The organism is Tepidamorphus sp. 3E244, assembly GCF_046159835.1.
GTDB lineage: Bacteria > Pseudomonadota > Alphaproteobacteria > Rhizobiales > Tepidamorphaceae > JACKJK01.
In genome coordinates this window covers 554,658-578,159 of record NZ_JBJXCY010000002.1, presented here as the reverse complement: position 1 = coordinate 578,159, position 23,502 = coordinate 554,658, and the positions used below count along the sequence as shown (strand labels likewise).

23 protein-coding genes are annotated in these 23,502 nt (G+C 64.4%); 19 read left to right on the top strand and 4 right to left on the bottom strand.

The window, feature by feature from the left end; all coding sequences use genetic code 11:
• The first annotated feature begins 6 nt into the window (after positions 1–6).
• Genes ACKTEK_RS11595 through phnN form a run of 3 tightly spaced genes read left to right on the top strand, consistent with a single transcriptional unit; the run spans position 7 to position 2,483 of the window.
• Positions 7–696 carry a DUF1045 domain-containing protein gene (locus ACKTEK_RS11595; RefSeq protein WP_409165456.1) on the top strand — a complete coding sequence of 230 codons (690 nt, stop codon included), beginning with the start codon at positions 7–9 and terminating at the stop codon, positions 694–696.
• A 39-nt stretch (positions 697–735) separates the two neighbouring features.
• Positions 736–1,878 (top strand): alpha-D-ribose 1-methylphosphonate 5-triphosphate diphosphatase, encoded by a 1,143-nt coding sequence (locus ACKTEK_RS11590; RefSeq protein ID WP_409165455.1) that lies wholly within the window; start codon positions 736–738, stop codon positions 1,876–1,878.
• Positions 1,878–2,483, top strand: coding sequence for a phosphonate metabolism protein/1,5-bisphosphokinase (PRPP-forming) PhnN (gene phnN, locus ACKTEK_RS11585; RefSeq protein WP_409165454.1), 606 nt, complete (start codon positions 1,878–1,880; stop codon positions 2,481–2,483). The genes ACKTEK_RS11590 and phnN overlap by 1 nt, the downstream gene beginning before the upstream one ends.
• Before the next feature lie 50 nt (positions 2,484–2,533).
• Here the strand turns inward: phnN and ACKTEK_RS11580 are convergent, their stop codons facing one another.
• Positions 2,534–3,967, bottom strand: a complete 1,434-nt coding sequence (locus tag ACKTEK_RS11580) for an NAD(P)(+) transhydrogenase (Re/Si-specific) subunit beta (RefSeq protein WP_409165453.1) — start codon at positions 3,965–3,967, stop codon at positions 2,534–2,536.
• 13 nt (positions 3,968–3,980) lie between these two features.
• Positions 3,981–5,552, bottom strand: coding sequence for a Re/Si-specific NAD(P)(+) transhydrogenase subunit alpha (locus tag ACKTEK_RS11575; RefSeq protein ID WP_409165452.1), 1,572 nt, complete (start codon positions 5,550–5,552; stop codon positions 3,981–3,983).
• A gap of 326 nt (positions 5,553–5,878) precedes the next feature.
• Between ACKTEK_RS11575 and ACKTEK_RS11570 the strand changes: the two genes are divergently transcribed.
• From ACKTEK_RS11570 to ACKTEK_RS11560, 3 genes are read left to right on the top strand one after another with little or no spacing between them, the layout of a single operon-like run.
• Entirely contained in the window at positions 5,879–6,634 is a 756-nt protein-coding gene (locus ACKTEK_RS11570) for an FkbM family methyltransferase (protein ID WP_409165451.1), read from the top strand.
• 36 nt (positions 6,635–6,670) lie between these two features.
• Positions 6,671–7,759, top strand: a complete 1,089-nt coding sequence (locus ACKTEK_RS11565; protein ID WP_409165450.1) for a diaminopropionate ammonia-lyase — start codon at positions 6,671–6,673, stop codon at positions 7,757–7,759.
• Positions 7,759–8,919: a M24 family metallopeptidase gene (locus ACKTEK_RS11560; protein WP_409165449.1), complete on the top strand. Its 1,161-nt coding sequence runs from the start codon at positions 7,759–7,761 to the stop codon at positions 8,917–8,919. The genes ACKTEK_RS11565 and ACKTEK_RS11560 overlap by 1 nt, the downstream gene beginning before the upstream one ends.
• Positions 8,920–8,922: 3 nt before the next feature.
• Here the strand turns inward: ACKTEK_RS11560 and ACKTEK_RS11555 are convergent, their stop codons facing one another.
• The gene (locus ACKTEK_RS11555; RefSeq protein WP_409165448.1) at positions 8,923–9,741 is read right to left on the bottom strand and encodes a ferredoxin--NADP reductase; all 819 of its coding nucleotides are present in this window, start codon (positions 9,739–9,741) and stop codon (positions 8,923–8,925) included.
• A 470-nt stretch (positions 9,742–10,211) separates the two neighbouring features.
• On the opposite strand from ACKTEK_RS11555, the gene ACKTEK_RS11550 reads away from it, so the two are divergent.
• The 5 genes from ACKTEK_RS11550 (at position 10,212) to ACKTEK_RS11530 (ending at position 14,286) form a co-directional block, all read left to right on the top strand.
• Complete coding sequence (locus ACKTEK_RS11550) at positions 10,212–10,460, top strand: hypothetical protein (RefSeq protein WP_409165447.1); 249 nt, start codon at positions 10,212–10,214, stop codon at positions 10,458–10,460.
• Positions 10,461–10,548: 88 nt separating this feature from the next.
• Positions 10,549–11,355, top strand: coding sequence for a DUF2182 domain-containing protein (locus ACKTEK_RS11545; RefSeq protein ID WP_409165446.1), 807 nt, complete (start codon positions 10,549–10,551; stop codon positions 11,353–11,355).
• 9 nt (positions 11,356–11,364) lie between these two features.
• Complete coding sequence (locus tag ACKTEK_RS11540; RefSeq protein WP_409165445.1) at positions 11,365–11,979, top strand: DUF1326 domain-containing protein; 615 nt, start codon at positions 11,365–11,367, stop codon at positions 11,977–11,979.
• A gap of 98 nt (positions 11,980–12,077) precedes the next feature.
• Complete coding sequence (locus tag ACKTEK_RS11535) at positions 12,078–13,157, top strand: YjgN family protein (protein ID WP_409165444.1); 1,080 nt, start codon at positions 12,078–12,080, stop codon at positions 13,155–13,157.
• Positions 13,158–13,173: 16 nt separating this feature from the next.
• Positions 13,174–14,286: a M48 family metallopeptidase gene (locus ACKTEK_RS11530; protein WP_409165443.1), complete on the top strand. Its 1,113-nt coding sequence runs from the start codon at positions 13,174–13,176 to the stop codon at positions 14,284–14,286.
• 6 nt (positions 14,287–14,292) lie between these two features.
• Here the strand turns inward: ACKTEK_RS11530 and ACKTEK_RS11525 are convergent, their stop codons facing one another.
• Positions 14,293–15,015, bottom strand: coding sequence for a GntR family transcriptional regulator (locus tag ACKTEK_RS11525; protein WP_409165442.1), 723 nt, complete (start codon positions 15,013–15,015; stop codon positions 14,293–14,295).
• Between the two features lie 127 nt (positions 15,016–15,142).
• On the opposite strand from ACKTEK_RS11525, the gene dctP reads away from it, so the two are divergent.
• The 8 genes from dctP (at position 15,143) to ACKTEK_RS11485 (ending at position 23,490) form a co-directional block, all read left to right on the top strand.
• Positions 15,143–16,129: a TRAP transporter substrate-binding protein DctP gene (dctP, locus tag ACKTEK_RS11520; protein ID WP_409165441.1), complete on the top strand. Its 987-nt coding sequence runs from the start codon at positions 15,143–15,145 to the stop codon at positions 16,127–16,129.
• 86 nt (positions 16,130–16,215) lie between these two features.
• The gene (locus tag ACKTEK_RS11515; RefSeq protein ID WP_409165440.1) at positions 16,216–16,761 is read left to right on the top strand and encodes a TRAP transporter small permease subunit; all 546 of its coding nucleotides are present in this window, start codon (positions 16,216–16,218) and stop codon (positions 16,759–16,761) included.
• Between the two features lie 9 nt (positions 16,762–16,770).
• Positions 16,771–18,090, top strand: a complete 1,320-nt coding sequence (locus ACKTEK_RS11510; protein ID WP_409165439.1) for a TRAP transporter large permease — start codon at positions 16,771–16,773, stop codon at positions 18,088–18,090.
• A complete protein-coding gene (locus ACKTEK_RS11505; RefSeq protein WP_409165438.1) occupies positions 18,087–19,451 on the top strand; it encodes a malonyl-CoA decarboxylase in 1,365 nt (454 codons plus the stop codon). Before ACKTEK_RS11510 ends, ACKTEK_RS11505 begins: the two co-directional genes overlap by 4 nt.
• Before the next feature lie 38 nt (positions 19,452–19,489).
• Positions 19,490–21,058, top strand: a complete 1,569-nt coding sequence (locus tag ACKTEK_RS11500) for a malonate--CoA ligase (RefSeq protein ID WP_409165437.1) — start codon at positions 19,490–19,492, stop codon at positions 21,056–21,058.
• Positions 21,059–21,094: 36 nt separating this feature from the next.
• Positions 21,095–21,880 carry an SDR family NAD(P)-dependent oxidoreductase gene (locus ACKTEK_RS11495; protein ID WP_409165436.1) on the top strand — a complete coding sequence of 262 codons (786 nt, stop codon included), beginning with the start codon at positions 21,095–21,097 and terminating at the stop codon, positions 21,878–21,880.
• A gap of 15 nt (positions 21,881–21,895) precedes the next feature.
• A complete protein-coding gene (locus ACKTEK_RS11490) occupies positions 21,896–23,095 on the top strand; it encodes an acyl-CoA dehydrogenase family protein (RefSeq protein WP_409165435.1) in 1,200 nt (399 codons plus the stop codon).
• Positions 23,095–23,490 (top strand): DUF202 domain-containing protein, encoded by a 396-nt coding sequence (locus tag ACKTEK_RS11485; protein WP_409165434.1) that lies wholly within the window; start codon positions 23,095–23,097, stop codon positions 23,488–23,490. Before ACKTEK_RS11490 ends, ACKTEK_RS11485 begins: the two co-directional genes overlap by 1 nt.
• The last annotated feature ends 12 nt before the right edge of the window (positions 23,491–23,502 follow it).

Here is a 23,502-nt window from a genome sequence, read left to right as displayed (position 1 = left end):
CACCCCATGCGATTTGCCGTCTATTTTGCGCCGGACCCGCGCACGGCCCTGTGGCGCGCGGGCTGCAACTGGCTTGGCCGCGATGCGGCGACAGGCGAGGCGTTCCAGCCGGAGCCGGCCTCCATCATGGCGGAGACGGAGGCCGAGGCGCTTGTCGCCGCGCCGTCGCGCTACGGGTTCCATGCAACGCTCGTCGCGCCGTTTCACCTGGCCGACGGTGTCGACGTCGGCGATATCAAGTCATCGATGCTGGCCTTTGCCGAAACGCATTCCGCGCGTGAGGTGAGACTGCATGTCAGCCGCCTCTCCGGCTTCGTGGCGCTGACGCCGGCAGACGAGCAGGGCGCGCAGGCTTGCAGCGCACTGGCCGAAGCCGCGCTGCGCCATTTCGATAGCTTCCGCGCCCCGTTGAGCGAAGCCGATTTCGACCGCCGTGGCTCGGCGCTTGACGATGAACGCCTCGCCTTGTTGCGGCGCTGGGGCTACGCCCATGTTCTCGACCACTTTCGCTTCCATATGACGTTGAGCGGGCGGCTGGCCGATGGACTGGCCAGCAGTGTCGAAGCCCATGCTGCCCGGTACTTTGCCGAGACGCTTGCCCAGCCGATGCCGCTGGACCGGATCGTGCTTTTCATCGAGGACGCGCCCGGCAAACCGATGCGGATTCATACCGCTGTGACAATCGGCGGGCAGTAAGGACGACCTGAGAATTCCCTCAAAGATGGAGGTGGTGCCGTGAGCGCCCCGCAGACCGTTTTCAGCAATGCAAAGATCGTGTTGGCCGACCAGGTCATCCAAGGCAGCGTCAATGTGGAAGACGGTCTCATCGAGTCGATTGACGACGGTACGACGCGCCACGGCATCGACCTTGAAGGCGATTACCTGATCCCCGGCCTTGTCGAGCTGCACACCGATCATCTTGAAAGCCACTATGCGCCGCGCCCGGCGGTCCGCTGGAACCCGATTGCCGCCGTGCAGGCGCACGATGCCCAGATCGCTGCCTCGGGCATCACGACGGTTCTCGACGCGCTGCGCGTGGGCATGGACGTGGATGCGCATTTCGACGCCGCCCATATCCGCGAATTGGCGGATGCCATCGCGAGGGCGCGCGCCGAGGGCCGCTTGCGCGCGGAGCATTTCATCCACCTGCGCTGCGAGATTTCCGCGCAAGGGGTGGCGGATGAACTCGACCAGCTCTCGGCGCGCGAGGACGTACTGCTGGCCTCGGTGATGGACCACACGCCGGGCCAGCGCCAGTTCGCGAGCCTTGAGAAGTACCGCGAGTACTACCAGGGCAAGTCGGGCATGTCGGATGCGGAAATGGACCGCTACATCGAAAGCCGGCTGGAGGCCTTCAACCTCTACGCCAATGACAATCGCCGCGCCGTGATCGACCGCTGCAAGGCGGCCAACATCGCCATGGCGAGCCACGACGATGCCACCTCCGACCACGTGGCGGAGGCCGCGCAGGACGGCGTCTGCATCGCCGAATTTCCGACGACGCAAGAGGCCGCAGCCGCAGCCCAGATGCATGGTCTGGCAATCCTGATGGGTGCGCCAAACCTCGTGCGCGGCGGGTCGCATTCCGGCAACGTATCGGCAGGCGAACTGGCGGATGCCGGCCGCCTCGACATCCTGTCGTCGGACTACATACCGTTCTCGTTGCTGCACTCGGCCATGCTGCTGCCCCAGCGCAGCGAGAACTTCGATCTGCCCAGGGCGATTTCGCTTGTCACCCGCAACCCGGCCAACTCTGTCGGGCTGGACGATCGCGGCGAGATCGCGCCGGGCAAGCGCGGCGATCTCGTGCGCGTCTCCATGTCCGGCGAGGTGCCTGTCGTGCGGGCCGTGTGGCGTCGCGGCGAACGCGTCGCCTGATGGACGCCGACAGACCAGACGCAACGTCGGTTGCAGCATGTCTGCCGCCTGGCCGCGGCGCGTTCATTGCAGTCGTCGGCCCAAGCGGTGCGGGCAAGGACTCGATCCTCGACAAGGTTCGCGCCACGCGCGATGTGTCGGACGTGCGGTTCGTGCGCCGCCTCATTACCCGCCCGGCAGGTGCTGGAGGCGAGGACCATCAGCCGGTATCGGCGGAGGCGTTCGACGCCGCGCAGGCGAGCGGTGCGCTCGTCCTGTGGTGGCGGGCGCATGATCTTGCCTACGGCATTCCGGCAGAGACGCGGACGTGGGTTGAGGATGGCCTGATCGTTGTCGCCAATCTCTCGCGCAGCGTGCTGGCCGACGCGCTGGACCGCTTTCCCCGGCTGATCGCTGTCAACGTGACGTGCGACGCGTCGGTACTGGCAGGCCGGCTGGCGGCGCGCGGTCGCGAGAGCGCGGAGGACGTTTCGCGCAGGCTGAAGCGGGACGTGCCGCTCGGCATTGGCGAGGAACGGGTGTACCGGATCGAAAACTCCGCGGACCTGGACGTTGCCGCCGACCGCTTCGCGGCACTGATCGAGGCGGTTCGCGCGACGCAATAGAAAACGCCGCCGGAAGGGTCCCCGGCGGCGCTGATTTCTTCTCGAGACGACTACTTCAGGATCGACAGCAGCGTTTCCAGCGAGGCCTTGGCGTCGCCGTAGAACATGCGCGTGTTGTCCTTGAAGAAGAGCGGGTTCTCGATGCCGGAATAACCGGCGCCCTGACCGCGCTTGGACACGAAGACCTGCTTCGCCTTCCAGACTTCCAGCACCGGCATGCCGGCGATGGGCGAGTTCGGATCGTCCTGTGCGGACGGGTTCACGATGTCGTTGGAGCCAATGACGATGACGACGTCGGTATCGGGGAAGTCGTCGTTGATCTCATCCATCTCCAGAACGATGTCGTAGGGCACCTTGGCCTCGGCCAGCAGCACGTTCATGTGGCCCGGGAGACGGCCCGCGACCGGGTGGATCGCGAAGCGGACTTCCTTGCCCTTGGCGCGCAGGCGGCGGGTCAGTTCGGCCACGTTCTGCTGGGCCTGCGCCACCGCCATGCCGTAGCCCGGCACGATAACGACGCTGTCGGCTTCGTCGAGCGCGCTGGCCACGCCCTCGGCGTCGATGGCGACCTGCTCGCCCTCGATCTCCATGGCCGGGCCGCCGGCCTCGCCGAAGCCGCCAAGTATGACCGAGACGAAGCTGCGGTTCATGGCCTTGCACATGATGTAGCTGAGGATGGCGCCCGAGGAGCCGACGAGCGCGCCGGTCACGATCAGCAGGTCATTGCCGAGGCTGAAGCCGATGGCCGCCGCCGCCCAGCCCGAATACGAGTTGAGCATCGAGACGACGACCGGCATGTCGGCACCGCCGATGCCCATGATGAGGTGGTAGCCGATGAACAGTGCGGCCAGTGTCATGATGATGAGCGGCAACAGGCCGCCGGACATGAAGTACCAAACGAGGCAGGCGACCGAGATCGCCGCCGCACCGGCATTCAGCGCGTGGCCGCCCGGCAGCTTGATGGCCGCCGAGGAGACCTTCCCGGCCAGCTTGCCATAGGCGATGATCGAGCCGGTGAAGGTGATGGCGCCGATGAATACGCCGAGGAAAAGCTCGATGCGCAGGATGTTGTGCTCGACCGCAGTCTTGCGTGCGAGAAGCTCGGCGAAGCCGTGCAGGCTCTCGCGCGCCACCGGGTCCATCGCCAGCACGCGGCCCAGCTCGATGTGTGCGTTGTAGCCGACGAAGACGGCGGCCAGGCCGACAAGCGAGTGCATGGCCGCGACAAGTTGCGGCATCTCGGTCATCTGGACGCGTTTGGCCACGTAGTAGCCGATGATGCCGCCGGCGGTGATGAGGACCACCGACAGGATCCACAGGCCGGAGCCGGGACCAATGAGGGTGGCCGCAACAGCCAGCGCCATGCCGACGATGCCGTACCACACGGCGCGCTTTGCGCTTTCCTGGCCGGACAGGCCGCCCAAAGAAAGAATGAAGAGAACAGCCGCAACGACGTATGCGGCAGTGGTGAATCCGAATTCCATTGCCTCGACTCCCTTACGACTTCTGGAACATGGCGAGCATGCGCCGGGTCACGAGGAAGCCACCGAAGATGTTGATGCCGGCCATGAAGACCGACAGCGCGGCGAGCACGATGACGAGGATCGAGCCGGAGCCGATCTGCATGAGCGCGCCGAGAATGATGATGGAGGAAATCGCATTGGTGACGGCCATCAGCGGGGTGTGCAGCGAGTGGCTGACATTCCAGATGACCTGGAAACCGACGAAGACAGACAGCACGAACACGATGAAGTGCTGCATGAAGCTTGCCGGTGTGTAGAGACCGGCGAGCAGCATCAGGCCACCACCGACGGCGAGCAGGATCGCCTGCTGCTTGGTCTGGGCCTGGAACGCGGCGGTTTCGGCCGCGCGCTTTTCTTCCGGCGTCAGCTCCTTGACCTTCTCCTTCGGCTTGGCGGCAATCGCCTTCACTTTCGGAGGCGGAGGCGGGAAGGTGATCTCGCCCTGGTAGGTCACGGTCGCGCCGCGAATGACGTCATCGTCCATGTTGTGGACGACGTTGCCATCCTTCTCCGGCGTCAGGTCCGTCATCATGTGACGGATGTTGTTCGAATAGAGCGCGGAGGACTGCGTTGCCATGCGCGAGGGGAAGTCGGTGTAGCCGACGATGGTCACGCCGTTGTCGGTGACGATCTTCTCGTCCTTGACGGTCAGCTTGCAGTTGCCACCCTTCTCAGCTGCCAGGTCGACGATCACCGAGCCGCGCTTCATGGCCTTGACCATGTCCTTGGTCCACAGCTCCGGGGCTTCCCGGTTGGGAATGAGGGCCGTGGTGATGACGATGTCAATCTCCGGGGCAAGTTCGCGGAACTTGGCGAGCTGGGCCTCGCGGAACTCGGGGCTGGACACGGAGGCATAGCCGCCGGTGGCCGCGCCGTCCTGCTGCTCTTCCTCGAAGTCGAGATAGACGAACTCGGCACCCATCGATTCGACCTGCTCGGCCACTTCCGGGCGCACGTCGAAGGCGTAGGTGATCGCGCCGAGGCTGGTAGACGTGCCGATGGCGGCAAGACCGGCGACACCGGCGCCGACGACCAGGACCTTGGCGGGCGGCACCTTGCCGGCGGCCGTCACCTGGCCGGTGAAGAAGCGACCGAAGTTGTTGCCGGCCTCGATCACGGCGCGGTAGCCGGCGATGTTGGCCATCGAGGAGAGCGCGTCCATCTTCTGCGCACGGGAGATGCGCGGCACCATTTCCATGGCGATGACGTTGGCGCCCGATGCCTTGGCGGCTTCCATGCCCTCTTCGTTCCCGCCGGGATTGAAGAAGGAGATGAGCGTCAGGCCCTTGCGCAGCTTCTTCAGCTCGGCAGGTTCGGGCGGGCGGACCTTGGCGACGATATCGGCCTGTTTCCAGAGCTCGTTCGCGGTTTTCACCACTTCGACGCCAGCCTCGCGATAGGCCTCGTCGGTGAAGCCGGCTTGCTTGCCGGCGCCACTCTGGATCAAGCAGTCATAGCCGAGCTTCTGCAGGTACCCGGCACTTTCAGGGGTCATCGCAACGCGGTCTTCACCCGCGATGACTTCCTTCACAACGCCAATTTTCATTTCGCCCCCGGATGTTCGTTTTTTCGGCCGCGCGTGACGGCTTAGAGGTCCGCGCGTGACGGTGCTCATTGTCCCGTCCGTCCGCGTGAGGTCAATCCCACAGTAGGTCGAGCGGCCATGCGTCACGGCGCAGACATGCAATCAGAACCGATATCAGTAACCCGCAACGGGTCAGAATCCTACTGTCCAAGGGGAACATGACTTGCTCCTTTTCGCCGAAGATGCCTTGCTTAGCGGAGAAAAGTATCGGCACTGTCCCTCTTCGGCCGGCACTGCCAGCCGGCAATCCGCACCGGTTCACGAGACAGGCGAGGCACAATTCGAGCGTGTTCAAACTTGGCGTGAAGCACTGGCGCTTCCTGTACCGGGGGCTGAAGGCAAGGTGGCGTGACGAGCGCCACGAAATTGCAGCGCTGACGAGCGGGCTGAAGTCCGGTGACATCGCGCTCGATGTCGGCACCAACAAAGGCAGTTTCCTGCCGAGCTTCTCGCGCGCCGTGCCGCAGGGTCGCGTCATTGCCTTCGAACCCCAGAAGGTTCTCGCCGACTACGTGCGCGAACGCTGCGCGCAGGCGGGTTTCACCAATGTCGAGGTCATCGCGGCGGGCCTGTCCGACACCTCGGGTGAAGCGGAACTGCACGTGCCGGGAGACGAGGCACATTCGCCCGGCGCATCACTTGAGAACAAGTTCGACAGCAGCGAGCCGGTTCGCAACCTGCGCATACCGATCACGACGATTGATGCGGAGATGGCGAAACGCGATGGCCGGGTCGGTGCGATCAAGATCGACGTCGAAGGCCACGAACTTGCCGTGCTGCGCGGGGGGGCGGCCACCATCCGGCGCGACCGGCCCGTCATTGTCGTGGAGTGCGAACAGCGGCATCTCGTCAACGGACGCGTGGCGGACCTTTTCGAATTGATGTGTGAATACAAGTACGATGGCCACTTTTACTATCGTGGCGGAACGTGCAAGACTTCGGAGTTCGAGCCAAAGTTGCACCAGGTTGAGCAGGGGCCGGCTTTCTGGAATGCAAAAGGCTACGTGAACAACTTCATATTCATCCCGAACCAGGCGTCCTGACGCGGGGTTCGTCCTTTTCGGGGGAAGGGGACAGGGTTGCAGATTCTGACAAACCCGTTTCGTGGGTCAGGGCTCGCGGCTGCCGCCGGCGAAGCGCAGGAAATTCCGAGTACCAACAATGCCCGTGTGTCGGTCCTGCTGGGCCGGTGTCCGCGCGCGCATTTCACGCCGCTCGATGCGCCGCACGAGCTTGCCGAGCGAGCCGGCGTCGAGTGCGTCTTCGTCAAGGACGAACGCACGCGGATGGGGCTCGGCAGCTTCAAGGCGCTGGGTGCGGCGTATGTCATCGCCCGCGAAGCCGAAGTGCGCGCCGGCGGCCGGCTGGAGGTGCCGGGCAATGCACTGGAAGGGCAGACTTATGTCGCCGCGAGTGCCGGCAACCACGGCTTGTCGGTTGCTGCTGGCGCGGCCGTTTTCGGTGCGCGGGCGGTCATCTATCTGGCCGACACGGTTCCGGAAGCCTTTGCGGAAAGACTGCGCGCCAAGGGTGCCGATGTGGTTCGTGAGGGGGCTGACTACGAGGCGAGCGTCAATGCGGCCGGCAAGGCTGCCAACGACAACGGCTGGACGCTGATCTCCGACAGCTCCTGGCCCGGCTACACCGAGATCCCGTTCCTCATCATGGAAGGTTACCTCGCGATGGCTGACGAGGCCGCCGCGCAGGTCGATTCCATTGGTACGGCACCGACCCACATCTTTCTGCAGGCCGGCGTCGGCGGGCTGGCGGCAGCTGGTGCCGCCCACGCGCGCAAGGTGTGGGGGGACGACCCGGTGATCGTGGTGGTCGAGCCGGAAGCGGCCCCCGCACTGCATGCCAGCATCCGCGCCGGACGGCCTGTCCATGCCGATGGTCCGGTTTCCAGCATGGGTCGGCTCGATTGCAAGGAGCCTTCCATTGTCGCGCTCGCGGGGCTGTCGCGTGATGCCGACTATTTCGCCCTCATCAGCGACGATGAAGCCAAGTCGGCGCTTCCCTTCCTTGCAGACGTCGAACTTGAGTCCTCGCCCTCGGGTGCTGCTGGCATCGCGGCGCTGCTGGCCATGGATGACAACACCAAGAACCGGCTCGGCATCGACGCGCATTCGCGCGTGCTTTGCTATCTCAGCGAAGGGCCTGAAGGCTGATGGACGCGGCACGCGGCTTTGCGCAAGGGGAGTTCGAGCACCGGCTTTCGCGCGCGCAGAAGTTGATGGACGAAGCCGGGTTCGACGCCTTGCTGCTGACCAGCGAGCCGGACGTGCGCTACTTCACCGGCTTCCTCACCCGCTTCTGGGAAAGCCCGACACGGCCCTGGTTCGTGATCGTTCCGCTGAGCGGCAAGCCCGTCGCCGTCATTCCCCAGATCGGTGCGCACCTGATGGGGACGACGTGGGTCGAGGACATCCGCACCTGGGCTGCCCCCGACATGGCGGACGACGGGGTGTCGCTGCTTGGCGACACGTTGTTGTCCTTGGCCGGAGAGAAAGGCTGCATCGGTTTGCCGATGGGGTTGGAGACGCATCTGCGGATGCCGCTCGCCGATTTCTTTCGTGTTCGAGACAGCCTGCCGCGCATGACCTTCACCGATGCCGCGCCGCTGCTTCGCGCCCTGCAGTGCGTGAAGTCGGAGGCCGAGATCGACAAGATCCGCGCGGCTTGCGCGATCGGGTCGGCGGCCTTCGACATGGTCAGTGAATTTGCCCACGAAGGGGTGCCGCTCTCGACCATCTTCCGGCGCTTCCAGATGGCACTGCTGGAGAAGGGCGCGGACTGGGTTCCCTACCTCGCCGGTGGTGCCGGGCTGGACGGGTATGGCGACGTGATATCGCCCGCCGGGGACCAGCCGCTGATGGCCGGTGACGTGCTGATGCTCGATACCGGCGCGGTCTTCGACGGGTACTTCTGCGACTTCGACCGCAACTGGGCGATTGCGCACGCGAGCGAAGCCGCCTCCAGCGCATATGACGTGCTCTTCGGTGCCACGGAAGCAGGCTTTGCAGCCGCCCGGCCCGGCGAGACAGCTGCCTCGATCTATCACGCGATGGACGCAGTCATATCGGTGGCGGGTGGCGACGGTGGCGGAGGCCGGCTCGGTCACGGTCTCGGGATGCGGTTGACGGAGTGGCCCTCCCTGATCCCGGCCGACCACACGGTGCTCGAACCGGGCATGGTGCTGACGCTGGAGCCGGGGCTGGAAGTGTCGCCGGGCATCATCCAGGTGCACGAGGAAAACATCGTCATCCGGGAGAATGGCGCGGAATGGCTGACGCGCCGCGCAGCCGAACAGTTGCCCGTGATCGGCTGACCGTCAGCCGACGAAGGCGCGCTCGATCACGAATTCACCCGGCTTGTTGTTCGCGCCCTCGTTGAGGCCCGCTGCCTCCAGCAGTGCCTTTATGTCCTTCAGCATGTCCATCGAGCCGCAGATCATGCCGCGATCCTCGGCTGGGTTGAGCGGCGGCAGGCCGAGATCGGCGAACAGCTTGCCGGACGTGATGAGGTCGGTGATGCGTCCCGAGAATGCGTAGGTCTCGCGCGTCGTGGACGTGTAGTGCAGCAGCTTGGAGGTATCGAACAGCTCGTTCAGCATCTCGTCGGCGCGGATCGAGGCAACGAGGTCCAGCCCGTATTTCAGCTCCGCCACCTCGCGGCAGGTGTGCGTGAGGATCACCTGGTCAAACTTGGCGTAGGTCTCGGGATCGCGGATCAGGCTGGCGAAGGGCGCGATGCCGGTGCCGGTCGAGAACATGTAGAGCCGCTTGCCTGGCAATAGCGCATCGTGGACGAGCGTGCCGGTCGACTTCTCGCGCATGTAGATCGTGTCGCCGGGCTTCACGTGTTGAAGCCGCGAGGTCAGCGGGCCATCGGGCACCTTGATGGAGAAAAATTCCAGATCGTCGGCCCAGTTGGGCGAGGCGATGGAGTAGGCGCGGTAGACGGGCTTCTCCCCACCCGGCAGCCCGATCATCACGAACTCGCCCGAGCGGAAGCGGAACGAGGCCGGGCGCGTCGTGGTGAAGTGGAACAGGCGGTCCGTGTAGTGCGTCACGTCGGTGACGGTGAGCGCCAGAACGCCCTTCGGGAGTTCGGCGGGCACGGATTTCTGGGCAGCGGTGACGGCGTCCATGGTGTCTCGGCTCCGGTTGTTGGGATCGTGATGAAACCCGCGCGGCGCGCAGTCAAGTCATGCCGGACATGAGCACGGCGCGCCTGAGGTCGCCTTGATCTCGATCCGATGCGGCTCACCGCATTCAAGGGCGGTTTTTCCGGTGCAAAACCACGGGCAGATCCATGGCTGAAAAATGGCGGAAATCAGCCACTCGCGGGTTTGAATTTCCCTGCTGTTTTCAATGACTTGTCACTATTTCCAGTTCGACGAAAAAATCCGCTTGCCGTGGGGTCGGATCGCGCATATCTGTCCATCCACGCGAGAGGTTCGACCCGCCTCGCGACAGCCGGCCGACGCCAAGACGCCGCAACTGCTTCAGGGACTACCCTGCCAGTCAGCCACCACGTCCCATACGCCGTGTCCGTCTGCGCTGCTCCCGCTTTCGGGACCCGTGCAGCCGACAATCGCGGGTCGTGGAGAACCTGATTATGGAACCGACCTACGGCATTGCCTTCTACATGACCGCTGTCTTCTTCTGGGGCATGACCGGCCTCATCGTGATCGGCATCATCTATTCGCTCTTGCAGCTTTTCGGCTTCGCGTCCTCTGACGTGCCGAGCACCAATCTTGGCAGCGTCGAAGTGACCGGTGTCGCCATGGCGGCCGCTGGCGAACCCGCCAACGCAGCCAATGCCAATGCCAAGACCCGCGCTTCAAAGCGCAATCGCGCTGCCTGAATAGCCAGTCGCGACAGGCGCTTCGGCGTCTTGACGAGAACCTGCATGCACCGGACAGTCCCTACTTCAATCAACCAGGGACCGGTGCATGCAAACCCGCTTCGCCATCACGAAGCCTGACCAGCAACGTGTCGTTGCCAGTGCCTTGGTGCTGCTCGGCGCATCGGGCCTGTGGCTTGCGCTGATCGCCTGGATGAACGGGCATGGCGTCCACGGCGCCGAGACCTGTCTGGGGCTGACGCCGCTCCACGTGGCCGAACATGCTGGCATGTGGATGGTCATGATGGCCGCCATGATGCTGCCGGCTGCCGCTCCCGCTGTTTCCATGTACGCTTCGCTCGTCGCCCGCGATCCGGAAACGGACAGCGCGGGCCTGCGCACGGCATCCTTCGTTGCCGGCTATGTCATCGTCTGGTCGCTCGTGTCGCTCGGCTTCGCGGCTGCGCAGATCGTGCTTGGCCGCAGCGGCGTGTTCGGGCAGGGCGGCACGCTCGCCGGACCGCTGGGTGCCGGATTCCTGCTGCTGGCGGCAGGTCTCTATGAACTCACCAATCTCAAGCAGGCGTGCCTCACGCGCTGCCGCAACCCGATGACGTTCTTTATCGCGCGCTGGCGCGAGGGTGCGCGCGGCGCGCTCGATCTCGGGCTTCGCCACGGGGTGCACTGCGTCGGGTGCTGCATCGCCATGATGGGGCTGATGTTCGTCTTCGGTGCGATGAACGTGGTGTGGATGGCCCTGCTCACGGTCTATTTCGTCGCCGAGAAAATCGTGCCCGGCGCTGCAACCTTGTCACGCCACGCCGGATTGATACTTGCCGGTGCTGGTGTGCTAGTGATCGCGAGTGTCGCGGCGGGGCTTTGGCCCGCGGGCGGGCTTGCGATTTCGATGATCTGAGGGACGGCGATGAACATTCCGGAGTGGAACATTCGGGGCGAACTGGCCCTCAACTGCAATTGCGAGATCTTCTGCCCCTGTGTTGTTTCGCTTGGCGACCACCCGCCGACCTACGGCTACTGCCAGGCCTGGCTGGCCGTGCGAATCGATGACGGCCACTGGGGCGATACCTCGCTGTCGGGCCTCGCCATCGCGATGATGCTCGACATTCCCGGCCGCATGAGCGAGGGCAACTGGACGGTTGCCGGATATATCGACGAGCGCGCGACCGGCGCACAGTTTGCCGCCCTTGAACAGATCTTCTCCGGCCGTGCGCGCGGCACCACCGGCCTGTTCCGGATGCTGGTCGGGACCTATCTCGGCTCGCGGCGCGAGCAGGTGGAGTTCCACACCGATGGCGACGTGCGCCACGTCAGCGCCGGCAAGCACATCCTCGGTGCCATCCAGCCGATTGCCGGGGCCAACCCGGATGCGCAGGTCAAGGTGACCAACACCCAATACTGGATGGGTCCCGACGTCACCATCGCCAAAAGCCTCAAGGGCAAGGTGCGCGACTTTGGGCGTGTCTGGAATCTGGACGGGCGATCGGCGGAAATCTGCCAGATCGACTGGCGCGGACCCTGATCCTGCCAACGCGTCAACAACCTACGGTTGACTTTCCGTAATCGTGCTGTCGCTATTACGCCGCTTAAAGATATGGGCGCAATTGCGGGGGCAATGACTTGGCGACCAGGCACGAATTCTCCTTCACAGGATCGTCGAAAGACTATTTCGGCATCTGGATCGTCAACCTGTTCCTTTCGGTTCTCACCATCGGAATCTACACGGCCTGGGCGAAAGTCAGGTATTTGCGGTATTTCTACGGCAATACGCATCTCGACGGGCACAGCTTCGATTATCACGCACGCCCCGTGCAGATCCTCATTGGCCGCATCATCGTCGTGGTCGCCATCGGCGTCCTGCAACTGGTGAACTTCGTGGCGCCGGCGGTGCTCTGGCTCGGACCGGTCATCCTGCTTGCCTATCTCACCGCGCTGCCGTGGATCATCAACAAGGCCATCGCCTTCAACGCGCGGATGACGAGCTATCGCAACGTGCGGTTCAATTTCAGGGGCAGCTACTGGAAAGCGTTCGGCATATTCCTGCTGATGCCCGTTGCGGTCGGCCTGACGGCCGGACTTCTGCTGCCCTTCATGAGCCGGATGCGTGTGCGCTACATCGCCAATAACCTGCGCTACGGGACGGAGCCATTCCGGTTCCAGGCGCCGATCGGTCCGTTCTACGGCAATCTCGGCAGCAGCGTTCTGTTCTACATCGTTGCCGGTGTGGGCCTGGCAGTCGTGGGGTTGGTGCTTGGCACCGTGGCAAACGTGACCGGACTGATTGGAGCGCTCAACCCGGACCTGGCGCGCGTCAGTGCCGGGCAGGCCATGAACCTGTCTCTGGCGATGAGCGCGGTGTCTGCATTTTACCTGACATCGGTACTTGTGGTGTTCTTCTACACCTCCGGCGTGCGCAACATCGCCTATAACCATACCGCGCTCGGTGAAGAGGTGCAGTTGCTCTCGTCGCTCTCGCGGTGGCGCTACACCTGGATCATCGCGAGTAATTTCCTGGCGACCATCGCGACTATCGGCATGGCGCGCCCCTGGGCGATGATCCGCCACTGGCGCTACCTTGCAGCCAACACCGCGCTTGATGGTCCGGAATCGCTTGCCCAGTTCGTCGACGTTCGCGCCGATGCCGGACCGGCGGCCGCAGCCGAGTACCTCGATATCGGGGGAATCGATTTCGGCCTGTGAGGCTGGAAGAGGAAGCATGACCAGCATCAGCGGAAACTTCTTCCGGCCGGGAACCGCAACCAGCCAACCGGCTACGCTGGAGCGAGATGGTACGGGGGAGGGCCGTTACACCGTCACAACCGAGGCGGGCGATATCTTCAACGGCTTGCAGATTGCCCGGACCAGCGAGCGCCTTCCGGGCGTGGTGCGCGCGATCAGCTTTACCGATGCCAACGTGTTCCACACCCGCGACGATGATGCCGTCGACGCACTGCTCGGCGGTTCGGGCGGCTTTTCGGGCTGGCTGCTGCGAACCGAGAGTTCTCTGGTCAAGAGCGGCATCATCGCGGTCCTGACGGTGCTCCTCATCATCGGCGTGTTTCGCTACGGCACGCCGGCGCTGGCCTATGTCGGGGCGCACCTGACGCCGCTCAACGTGATGACGGCGATGGATGCCGGCGTTCTGGCGACGCTGGAACGCGCCACGATGCAACCGACCAAGCTTGACGAGGAAACGCAGGCGCGGCTGACGGCGCGCTTCGATGAGCTTGTTCAGGACTCCGGGTTCGATGCCGTGCCGCTCAGGCTGCACTTCCGCGATGGCGGACGGATTGGCGCGAATGCCATCGCGCTGCCGGGCGGCTCGATCGTCATGACGGATCAACTGGTCGCGCGCTCGAAGCACGATGGGGAACTGGCTGGCGTGCTCGCCCATGAGATCGCCCATGTCGAGAAGCGTCATTCCCTGCAACAGATCTACCGGCTGGCAGGCGTCTGGTTCATGCTCGGGGTCATCGGCGGCGATGCCGGCCAGATCGTCGAGAGCCTCGCAGGCACGGCCGTCGCCTTCTCGACGCTGTCTTATGCGCGCGGCTTCGAGACAGAAGCCGACATGCGGAGCGCCGAATTGATGGTTGCGGCGAACGCCGATCCCCTGGCCTTCATCGACCTAATCGACCGCGTGACGAAACATTCGGAGGGGACGGGGCTTGGTTCTCTCGTTCGCAGCCACCCCGGCCGGGTGGAGCGGCGCGCGGCGGTTTGCGCGCACCTGAAGACGCTCATCGAAGACTATGACTGCGAGAGGGGCGACGTCAGCGATGACTTGTCCGGTCTGCCGGGATTGCACTCGGTCCGACCTGCCGCCTGAACCCGGTCAGCTGTTGTCGTCGAGGCTGGCGACGAAATCGTTGAAGCGTTCGCCCTGGATGAGGACGTGCTCGCGCGCGGCGCGTTCCGAGGCTTGCTGGTCGCCGGCCCGGATCGCATCCACCACGGCGGCGTGCTCGGTGAAGGAATTGTCGATGCGCCCGCGTACGCGAAGCTGCAGCCGACGATAGACCTTGGTCCGCTCGTGGAGGCGACCGGCTTCCTCCGTCAGGAAGGCATTGTGTCCGCCGGCATAGAGTGCACGGTGGAAGCGCTCGTTCTCGTAATAGTAGGCGTCCGGGTCACCGGTCTCGGCGGCCTTGGCGCAGTCGAGGTGGATCTGTTCCAGCGCGTCGATCTCGGCGGCTGACATGCGCCGCGCGGCGAGGCGTGCACACATGCCTTCCAGTTCCGCCATCACCTCGATCATCTCGACCAGTTCGGCGATGCCGATCTTGCGCACGAAGGCCCCGCGGTGGGGCCGCATCTCCACCAGGCCCATTGTTCCCAGCTGCATCAGTGCTTCGCGGATCGGCGTGCGGGAGACACCGAAGCGGTTGGCCAGCGCAACTTCGTCCAGACGCTCGCCGGGTGCAAAGGCGCCGGTTGCGATGTCCTGCGCAATGGCGTCACGCAGCGTGTTGGCGCGCCGCACCGGGCGGGCCGCACGCCCGGGCGCTGTCTTGTTCAGATCTGTGGAGACGACATCGGACATGAGGATTGTATACAATCTTTCTTGACGCGGATGCAATCGGGCGTTCTTATGCGGGCCAAGGCCGAAAAGCGGTCAATTCATGCCGGTAACGACCGGCCAAATTCAGCAACCGGCCCGAAACGGGTCACCTGGGAGGAAATCCATGCTCGGTAAATTCAAACTTCTGCTCGCCGCCGGCGCGGCAGCCTGCATCGCCACGACGGCGTCTGCGGAAACCCTGCGCCTGTCGCACCAGTGGTCGCCGTCCGACGTGCGCCACAAGGTGGCGGAAATGGTCGCCAACCACGTCAAGGACGCGGGCGTCGATCTCGAAATCCAGATTTTCCCGTCGAAGTCGCTGTTCAAGCCGCGCGAGCAGTACAAGCCGCTGTCACGCGGCCAGCTCGACATGACGATCTTCCCGCTGTCCTACGCCGGCGGCCAGCGCCCGCAGTACAACCTGACCCTGATGCCGGGGCTGGTGAAGAACCACGATCATGCCGCGCGCCTGAACGAGTCCCCGTTCATGGAAGAGATCGAGAGCATCATGGCGGAAGATGACGTCATGGTTCTCGTGCACGGCTACCTGGCCGGCGGTTTCGCGGGCAAGGACAAGTGCATCACCAAACCGGAAGACGTGCAGGGCCTTCAGACCCGCGCAGCCGGCAAGGCGTTCGAGCAGATGCTTGCGGAAGCCGGTGCCTCGATCGCATCGATGGCGTCGTCTGAAATCTACAACGCCATGCAGACCGGCGTTTTGCAGGCGGCCAACACGTCGTCTTCCAGCTTCGTCAGCTACCGCATCTACGAGCAGGTGAAGTGCTACACCCCGGCCGGCGACGTCGCGCTGTGGTTCATGTACCAGCCGCTGCTGATGAACAAGTCGAAGTTCGAGTCCCTCAACGAAGAGCAGCAGAAGGCCCTGATGGAAGGTGCCAAGATGGCTCAGGATTTCTACCTCGAAGAGGCGAAGTCCGAGGACGCGGCGTCCGTGAAGGTGTTCAAGGACAACGGTGTCGAGATCGCCAACATGACGCAGGACGAGTTCAACGCCTGGCGCGAGATCGCCAAGAACAGCTCCTACAAGAACTTCGCCGAGAACGTCGACGGCGGCCAGGAACTGCTCGACAAGGCGCTCGCGGTCGAGTGACCCGCGCCTGACACGACCCAATCCTCCCGCGCGGACAAGCCGCGCGGGAGTTTCCTTCTCACGCTTCGGGCGCGGACACGGCGAACATGGCCGAACACCAATATTCCACGGCAATCGGCGCGTTCGTGCGCACGATGGACCGTCTCTCCACGCTGGCGGGTTTCGTTGCCGCCGGCATGATCGTGATGGCGGTCGCCATCACCTGCCAGATGATCTGGGTCCGCTTCCTGCTGAACCAGTCAACCGTCTGGCAGACCGAAATGGTCATCTACCTGATGGTCGCCGCGACGCTGATCGGCCTTCCCTATGTCCAGAAACTTCGGGGCCACGTGAACGTGGACCTGGTGCCGATGCTGCTCTCGCCGGGCGCCCGCAAGGGACTGGCGTGGTTCGTCTGCGTGCTGGTGCTGATCGTGTGCGGGGTGATCCTCTTCTACGGGATCGAGTTCTGGTACGTGGCGTGGAGCCGGGGCTGGCGCTCGGACACCGTTTGGGGCGTGCGGCTCTGGATTCCCTACTTGGCGATGCCCGTCGGGTTCGGACTCCTGTTCCTGCAATACCTGGCCGACATGCTTGCGCTTGCCGATGGGCGCGACAAGCCGTTCGGTCTCGACGATTCAACGCAGCTGTGAGTGCCGCAGATGGACCCGCTTCTCCTTTCGCTGATCATCGCCGTCTGCACCATTCTCGTGCTGTTTTCCGGCGTCTCCGTTGCCATGGGCCTGCTCATCGTCTCGATGGGCTTCCTGCTCGTGTTCGACGGTGTCCGCTCGCTTGAACTGATCCCGGAAATCCTGTTCGGCAAGCTCGACAACTTCGCGCTGCTGTCGATCCCCATGTTCATCATCATGGGGGCGGCCATTGCCTCGACACGGGCGGGGTCTGACCTCTACGAGGCGCTCGACCGCTGGCTGACGCGGGTGCCGGGCGGTCTCGTCATCTCCAATCTCGGCGCCTGTGCGCTGTTTGCTGCCATGTCCGGCTCGTCGCCCGCCACCTGCGCGGCGATCGGCAAGATGGGCATTCCCGAAATGCGCCGCCGCGGCTACCCGGACGGGGTCGCTGCGGGCTCCATTGCGGCCGGCGGCACGCTTGGCATCCTGATCCCGCCCTCTGTCACGATGATCGTCTACGGGATCGCGACGGAGACTTCGATCGGGCGGCTGTTCCTGGCCGGGGTGATCCCGGGTTTCCTGCTCGTGTTCCTGTTCATGCTGTGGTCGCTCTACAGCACCTGGCGCAGCGATGACGCGAACGTCGCGCTTGGCCGCGTAAGCTACACCTGGTCGGAACGCTTCGAGATCCTGCCGCGCGTCCTGCCATTCCTGGCAATCATCGCGGGCGTGCTCTACGCGCTTTATGGAGGCGTCGCGACACCTTCGGAGACGGCCGCTGTTGGTGCGCTGCTCTGCGTGTTCGTGGCGGTCATAATCTACCGGCTCTGGGCACCCGACGCGTTGTGGGTCGTCCTGCGGGATTCAACGCGCGAATCCGTGATGATCCTCTTCATCATCGCGGCAGCAGGTGTCTTCTCCTACATGCTGTCGAGCCTGTTCATCACCCAGTCCATCGCGCAGTGGATCGGCACGCTGGAGGTGAGCCGCTGGGTGCTGATGCTGTGGATCAACCTGTTCCTGCTGGTGGCCGGGTTCTTCCTGCCGCCGGTGGCGGTGATCCTGATGGCGGCACCCATCCTGCTGCCCATTGTCACGCAGGCCGGTTTCGACCCGTACTGGTTCGCCGTCGTGCTGACGATCAACATGGAGATCGGCCTCATCACGCCGCCGGTCGGGCTGAACCTCTATGTCATCAACGGCATTGCGCCGGATATAAAACTCAAGACGATCCTTCTGGGATCGCTGCCCTATGTAGCCTGCATGGTACTCGCCATCGTGCTGCTCTGCCTGATGCCGCAACTGGCGACCTGGCTGCCCACCATGCTGATGGGACCCGCGATTTGAGTACGCTGTTCAACGACATCCTCTCGACCATCGCCGAGCGCGGCCGCTCGATGATCGACTTTTCCGGCCGTGACCGGAAAGGCGAAACGGGCAGCTTTGCCGACCTGTTCGAACAGTTGCTCTCTGAACGCGGCGAGGCGTCCGGTGTCGCTATCGCGCGCGAAATCTTCGAGCGCTATGCCGAACTTGACGCGCGCGGGCGCGCCGAGGTGATCGATGTCATCGCCGACCGCTTCGGCGTCGACCTGGAGGCGGCGCGCGTCGCGGCGGAACGCTTTCTCGAAGTTCCCGATGACGGGGCTGGCCGCAAGATGAGCGAAGCCAGCGAGCCGCGCCGTCAGGAGCTTTTCCGCCGGCTCAACCTAGCCCCCAACGGCACCGCGCTGCTGGTCTCGATGCGCAAGGACCTTCTCAAGGGCCTGCGCGAGAACCCGGACTGGGCGGCGACCAATTCCGATTTCATCCATCTGTTCGGATCGTGGTTCAACAGGGGGTTTCTCGTGCTGCGACGCATCGACTGGCAGACACCGGCGGCGATCCTTGAAAAGATCATCCGCTACGAGGCGGTTCACGAGATTCACGGTTGGGAAGACCTGCGTCGCCGGATCGATCCGCCGGACCGCAGGCTCTACGCCTTCTTCCATCCGCGTCTTTCCGACGATCCGCTGATCTTCGTGGAAGTGGCGCTGACGACGGACATACCGACCGCCATCCCGCCGATCCTCGCCGATGGGCGCGAGCCGATCGATCCGCGCAAGGCGACGACGGCGACGTTCTATTCCATCTCCAACTGCCAGAGCGGGCTTGCCGGGGTTTCCTTCGGTAGCTTCCTCATCAAGCAGGTGGTGGAGGAACTGAGCCGCGAACTGCCGAACCTGAAGACCTATGTGACGCTGTCGCCGGTTCCGGGGTTCGTGAAGTGGCTCAACCAGCAGATGGGCGAACTGCCAGAGGGCGAGGCGTCCGCGCTGAACGATGTGGAACGCGAGGCAGTGACGCGCGCCTTCGCCCACGCGGAAGCGGCCGAGTTGCCGGCGGGCGAGGACGAGCAGGTGCTGACCCAGCTGGCGGCCTCCTACTTCCTCAATGCGCGCGACCGCAAGGGCAGGCCCTACGACCCGGTGGCGCGCTTCCACCTGGGCAACGGCGCGATCCTCGAGCGCGTCAACTGGGCCGCCGACCCGAGCGCACGCGGTGTGCAGCAGAGCCTCGGCATCATGGTCAACTACCGCTACGAGCCCGACGAGATCGAGGTCAATCACGAAGCCTTCGTCAAGGAAGGCCGGATCGTCGCGGCACCGCGCGTTCACCGCCTGCAGCGCGGGCGCAGCGGGGCCAGCCGCGACCTCGTGGCGGGCTAGCCGGCACGCGAGCGCGTGCCACACAACAGGGAACGTCTATGAGCGGCAACCATCTCTTCGACCTGATCCGGTCGCACATGCCGGCCAACCCGGCCAACACCCTTTTCTGCGACCTGACCGACGGTCGGACCTACTCCTACCAGGACATGCTCGACGTCTCCGGGCGCTTCGCCAACACGCTGGTGGCCCTTGGCGTTAAGCCGGGCGACCGGGTCGCAGCCCAGGTGCCGAAAAGCATCGAGGCGCTGATGCTCTATCTCGGCGCGGTGCGCGCCGGCGCCGTCTTCCTGCCGCTCAACACCGCCTATACCGAGAACGAGATCGGCTATTTCCTGTCAGATGCCGAGCCTGCGCTGTTCGTGGCCGACCCCAAGCGCGGCGATGCCATGCGCGCGGTGGCCGAGCAGAACCACGTGCCCGCCTTCGAGACGCTGGGCGTATGGCAGCCGCCCAAGGCGGGCGAGACCGACGCGGATACCGGCGGCACGCTGGCGGCGAAAGCCCTGGAGGCCGTGACGATCTTCGACGATGTCGCGCGCGACAAGGACGATCTCGCTGCGATCCTCTACACCTCCGGCACGACGGGGCGTTCGAAGGGCGCGATGCTGACGCACGAATGTCTTGCGTCGAATGCAGAGGCGCTGGTCGATTACTGGCAGTTCACATCGCAAGACAAGCTGCTGCACGCGCTGCCGATCTTTCATACGCACGGCCTGTTCGTCGCCACCAACACGATCCTGCTGGCTGGCGCCTCGATGATCTTCCTGCCGGGCTTCGATGCCGGGAAGATGATCGAGCTGATGCCGCAGGCGACCTCCATGATGGGCGTGCCGACCTTCTATTCCCGCCTGCTCCAGCGCCCGGAACTCGACAAGGACCTGACGAAGGGCATGCGGCTCTTCATCTCCGGGTCCGCGCCGCTTTCCGCCGAGACGCACAAGGAGTGGAGCGAGCGAACCGGCCACGCCATCCTCGAACGCTACGGCATGACCGAGACCAACATGAACACTTCCAACCCCTATGACGGGGAGCGGCGGCCCGGCACGGTCGGCATGCCGCTGCCGGGGGTGTCGCTGCGCATCGCCGACCCGGAGACCGGCAAGGCACTTCCGCAGGGCGATGTCGGCGTGATCGAAGTAAAGGGGCCGAACGTCTTCAAGGGCTACTGGCGCAACCCGGAGAAGACCGCGGAGGAATTCCGCGAAGACGGATTCTTCATCACCGGCGACCTCGCGCGCATCGACGACGACGGCTACGTGCATATCGTCGGTCGTGCGAAGGACCTCGTCATTTCAGGCGGGTTCAACGTCTACCCGGCCGAGGTGGAAGCCGAGATCGACGCGCTGCCCGGTGTTGCCGAAAGTGCGGTGATCGGTCTGCCGCATGCCGATTTCGGCGAAGGCGTCACCGCGGTGGTCGCAGCGCGTGCCGGTGCGGATATCACCGAAGAGTCCATCCGCGGTGCGCTGGAAGGCGCGCTTGCCAAGTACAAGGTGCCCAAGCGCGTCTTCATCGTGGACTCGCTGCCACGCAACACGATGGGCAAGATCCAGAAGAACGTTCTGCGGGACACCTACAAGGAAACCTATTCCGGTAGCGCCGCCTGACCGTTATCGTTGGGCTCGATTCACCGGGAGAAGTTCATGACCGACAGCATTGGCGAAGCACTGGCGCGCGGATTGTCCGGCAAGACGGTCCTCGTCACCGGGGCATCGTCGGGGCTGGGCGCGCATTTCGCCAGGCTCTACGCCGGCTACGGGGCCCACGTGGTGCTGACCGCGCGGCGCACGGACCGTCTCGATGCCTTGCAGGACGAGATTTCCGGCAGCGGCGGCACGGCGAGCGCCCACGCACTGGACGTGCTTTCACCCGACAGCATCGCGGCGCTCTTTTCGGACCTTGTCTCCTCCGGGCATTGCCCCGATGTCGTCATCAACAATGCGGGCGTGGCGAGTGCCGCATCGGCTCTGGACGTGACGGACAAGGACTGGAATTCAACGCTCGACACCAACCTGACGGGCGTGTTCCGCGTTGCCCAGGCGGCAGCGAAGGCCATGGCCGAGCGCGGGCAGGGTGGCTCGATCGTCAACATCGCGTCCATCCTGGGCCTGCGCGTCTCGCAGGGGCTGGTGCCCTACTCGGTGTCCAAGGCGGGCGTCGTGCAGATGACCAAGGCGCTGGCGCTCGAATGGGCGCGGCACGCGATCCGGGTCAACGCCGTTGCGCCGGGCTATTTCGAGACCGAGATCAATTCCGGCTATTTCGAAACCGAGGCCGGGCAGGCGATGATCAAGCGCATTCCGCAGCGGCGCATCGGCAACCTCGCGGAGCTTGACGGGGTGATGCTGCTGCTTGCGAGCGATGCGTCGAGCTACATGACCGGCAGCGTCCTTGCCGTGGACGGCGGGCACCTCGTCTCCGGTCTTTGACACGAAAGAGAGCACATGGATTTCACGCTTCCCCCACATGTCGACGAGGTTCGCCAGCGGGTGCGCGCCTTCATCGAGCGCGAGATCATGCCGCTGGAAGACGATCCGGCGAATTATGACGAGCATGAAAATATCAAGCTCGACGTTCTCGAAACCGCCCGCGCCAAGGCGCGCGCCGAAGGGCTGTGGGCACCGCAGATGCCCAAGGACCTCGGCGGCATGGGTTTGCCGCATGTGGGCTGGGCGGCGGTCTACGAGGAAGCCAACCGCTCGATCTTCGGGCCGGTGTCGATGAACTGCGCCGCGCCCGACGACGGCAACATGAACATCCTCAGCAAGGTCGCGACGCCGGCGCAGCAGGAACGCTGGCTGATGCCGATCATTCGCGGCGAGGTGCGCTCCGCCTTCGTGATGACGGAGCCGCATCCCGGTTCCGGGTCCGACCCGACGATGATGCTCACGACGGCGGAGCGCAAGAACGATCGATACATCGTGCGCGGGCGCAAGTGGTTCATCACCGGGGCGGGCGAGGCCAAACACTTCATCCTGATCGCACGAACGTCAGACGATCCGCGCCGGGGCATGTCCGCCTTCCTTTTCGACCGTGACCAGCCGGGCTGGAACATCGAACGCCGCATCCCGATCATGGGGCCGGAGGAACATGGCGGGCACTGCGAGCTGATCTTCGACGGGCTGGAAATCCCGATCGAGAACCGGCTGATGGAAGAAGGCGACGGGCTGAAGCTGACGCAGATCCGCCTCGGGCCCGCACGTCTCACCCATTGCATGCGCTGGCTCGGACTTGCCAAGCGCTGCATGGAAATCGCCCAGACCTATGCCAACGAGCGCGAAGGGTTCGGGGTGCGGCTTGCCAACCGCGAGACGGTGCAGGTGGCGCTCGGTGACGTTGCCGCCGATATCGAGATCGGACGGCTTCTGACCATGAAGGCTGCGTGGCTGCTGGACCAGGGCGACCGAGCCAAGACGGCCGTGTCGATGGCAAAGATCCACGTCGCCGACACGCTGCACAAGGCGGCTGACACGGCGATCCAGATCAACGGTGCGCGCGGCTATTCCAAGGACACGATCCTGGAATGGATCTACCGATACGCACGGCAGGCCCGCCTCGTCGATGGCGCGTCGGAAGTGCACAAGATGGTGCTGGCGCAGGCCTACAAGAAGGACGGGCAGGACTTCTGGGGCTGGGGTGCCTGATGGCCGATAACGCCGACGATGAGGACGACGAGAAGCCCATCAGTCAGGAGCTGGCCGAGGATCGCACCAACTGGGCCGAGGACCGAACGGTGCTCGCCAACGAGCGGACATTTGCCGGCTGGATGCGCACCGGGTTGGCCGCCGTCGGCGTAGGGCTGGGTTTTCGGGCGGTGTTCCGGGCGACCGACCAGATCATGCTGGCGAAGGCTGCATCCATCGGCTTCATCGCCATCGGCATCGCGATCTTCTTCCTCGCGTGGCGCTCGTCCTGCCGGCTGCATCAGCGGCTGGATTCCCATGCCGCTCAGCCGCTGCCGCGCTCGCATTTGGGTGTCGTTGCGCTGGCGCTGTCCGTCGGCTCGGCCGTTCTCGGCGTGATCATCGTCTATCTGTGACGACGCCGGCCT

What these genes read in the sequence shown, in the direction of transcription:
- ACKTEK_RS11485 (WP_409165434.1), top strand. Translation starts at nt 23,095, where the DNA reads ATGGCCGATAACGCCGACGATGAGGACGACGAGAAGCCCATCAGTCAG.
- ACKTEK_RS11495 (WP_409165436.1), top strand. Translation starts at nt 21,095, where the DNA reads ATGACCGACAGCATTGGCGAAGCACTGGCGCGCGGATTGTCCGGCAAG.
- ACKTEK_RS11560 (WP_409165449.1), top strand. Translation starts at nt 7,759, where the DNA reads ATGGACGCGGCACGCGGCTTTGCGCAAGGGGAGTTCGAGCACCGGCTT.
- ACKTEK_RS11545 (WP_409165446.1), top strand. Translation starts at nt 10,549, where the DNA reads ATGCAAACCCGCTTCGCCATCACGAAGCCTGACCAGCAACGTGTCGTT.
- ACKTEK_RS11515 (WP_409165440.1), top strand. Translation starts at nt 16,216, where the DNA reads ATGGCCGAACACCAATATTCCACGGCAATCGGCGCGTTCGTGCGCACG.
- ACKTEK_RS11580 (WP_409165453.1), bottom strand. Translation starts at nt 3,967, where the DNA reads ATGGAATTCGGATTCACCACTGCCGCATACGTCGTTGCGGCTGTTCTC.
- ACKTEK_RS11530 (WP_409165443.1), top strand. Translation starts at nt 13,174, where the DNA reads ATGACCAGCATCAGCGGAAACTTCTTCCGGCCGGGAACCGCAACCAGC.
- ACKTEK_RS11595 (WP_409165456.1), top strand. Translation starts at nt 7, where the DNA reads ATGCGATTTGCCGTCTATTTTGCGCCGGACCCGCGCACGGCCCTGTGG.
- ACKTEK_RS11550 (WP_409165447.1), top strand. Translation starts at nt 10,212, where the DNA reads ATGGAACCGACCTACGGCATTGCCTTCTACATGACCGCTGTCTTCTTC.
- dctP (WP_409165441.1), top strand. Translation starts at nt 15,143, where the DNA reads ATGCTCGGTAAATTCAAACTTCTGCTCGCCGCCGGCGCGGCAGCCTGC.
- ACKTEK_RS11540 (WP_409165445.1), top strand. Translation starts at nt 11,365, where the DNA reads ATGAACATTCCGGAGTGGAACATTCGGGGCGAACTGGCCCTCAACTGC.
- phnN (WP_409165454.1), top strand. Translation starts at nt 1,878, where the DNA reads ATGGACGCCGACAGACCAGACGCAACGTCGGTTGCAGCATGTCTGCCG.
- ACKTEK_RS11490 (WP_409165435.1), top strand. Translation starts at nt 21,896, where the DNA reads ATGGATTTCACGCTTCCCCCACATGTCGACGAGGTTCGCCAGCGGGTG.
- ACKTEK_RS11575 (WP_409165452.1), bottom strand. Translation starts at nt 5,552, where the DNA reads ATGAAAATTGGCGTTGTGAAGGAAGTCATCGCGGGTGAAGACCGCGTT.
- ACKTEK_RS11555 (WP_409165448.1), bottom strand. Translation starts at nt 9,741, where the DNA reads ATGGACGCCGTCACCGCTGCCCAGAAATCCGTGCCCGCCGAACTCCCG.
- ACKTEK_RS11510 (WP_409165439.1), top strand. Translation starts at nt 16,771, where the DNA reads ATGGACCCGCTTCTCCTTTCGCTGATCATCGCCGTCTGCACCATTCTC.
- ACKTEK_RS11500 (WP_409165437.1), top strand. Translation starts at nt 19,490, where the DNA reads ATGAGCGGCAACCATCTCTTCGACCTGATCCGGTCGCACATGCCGGCC.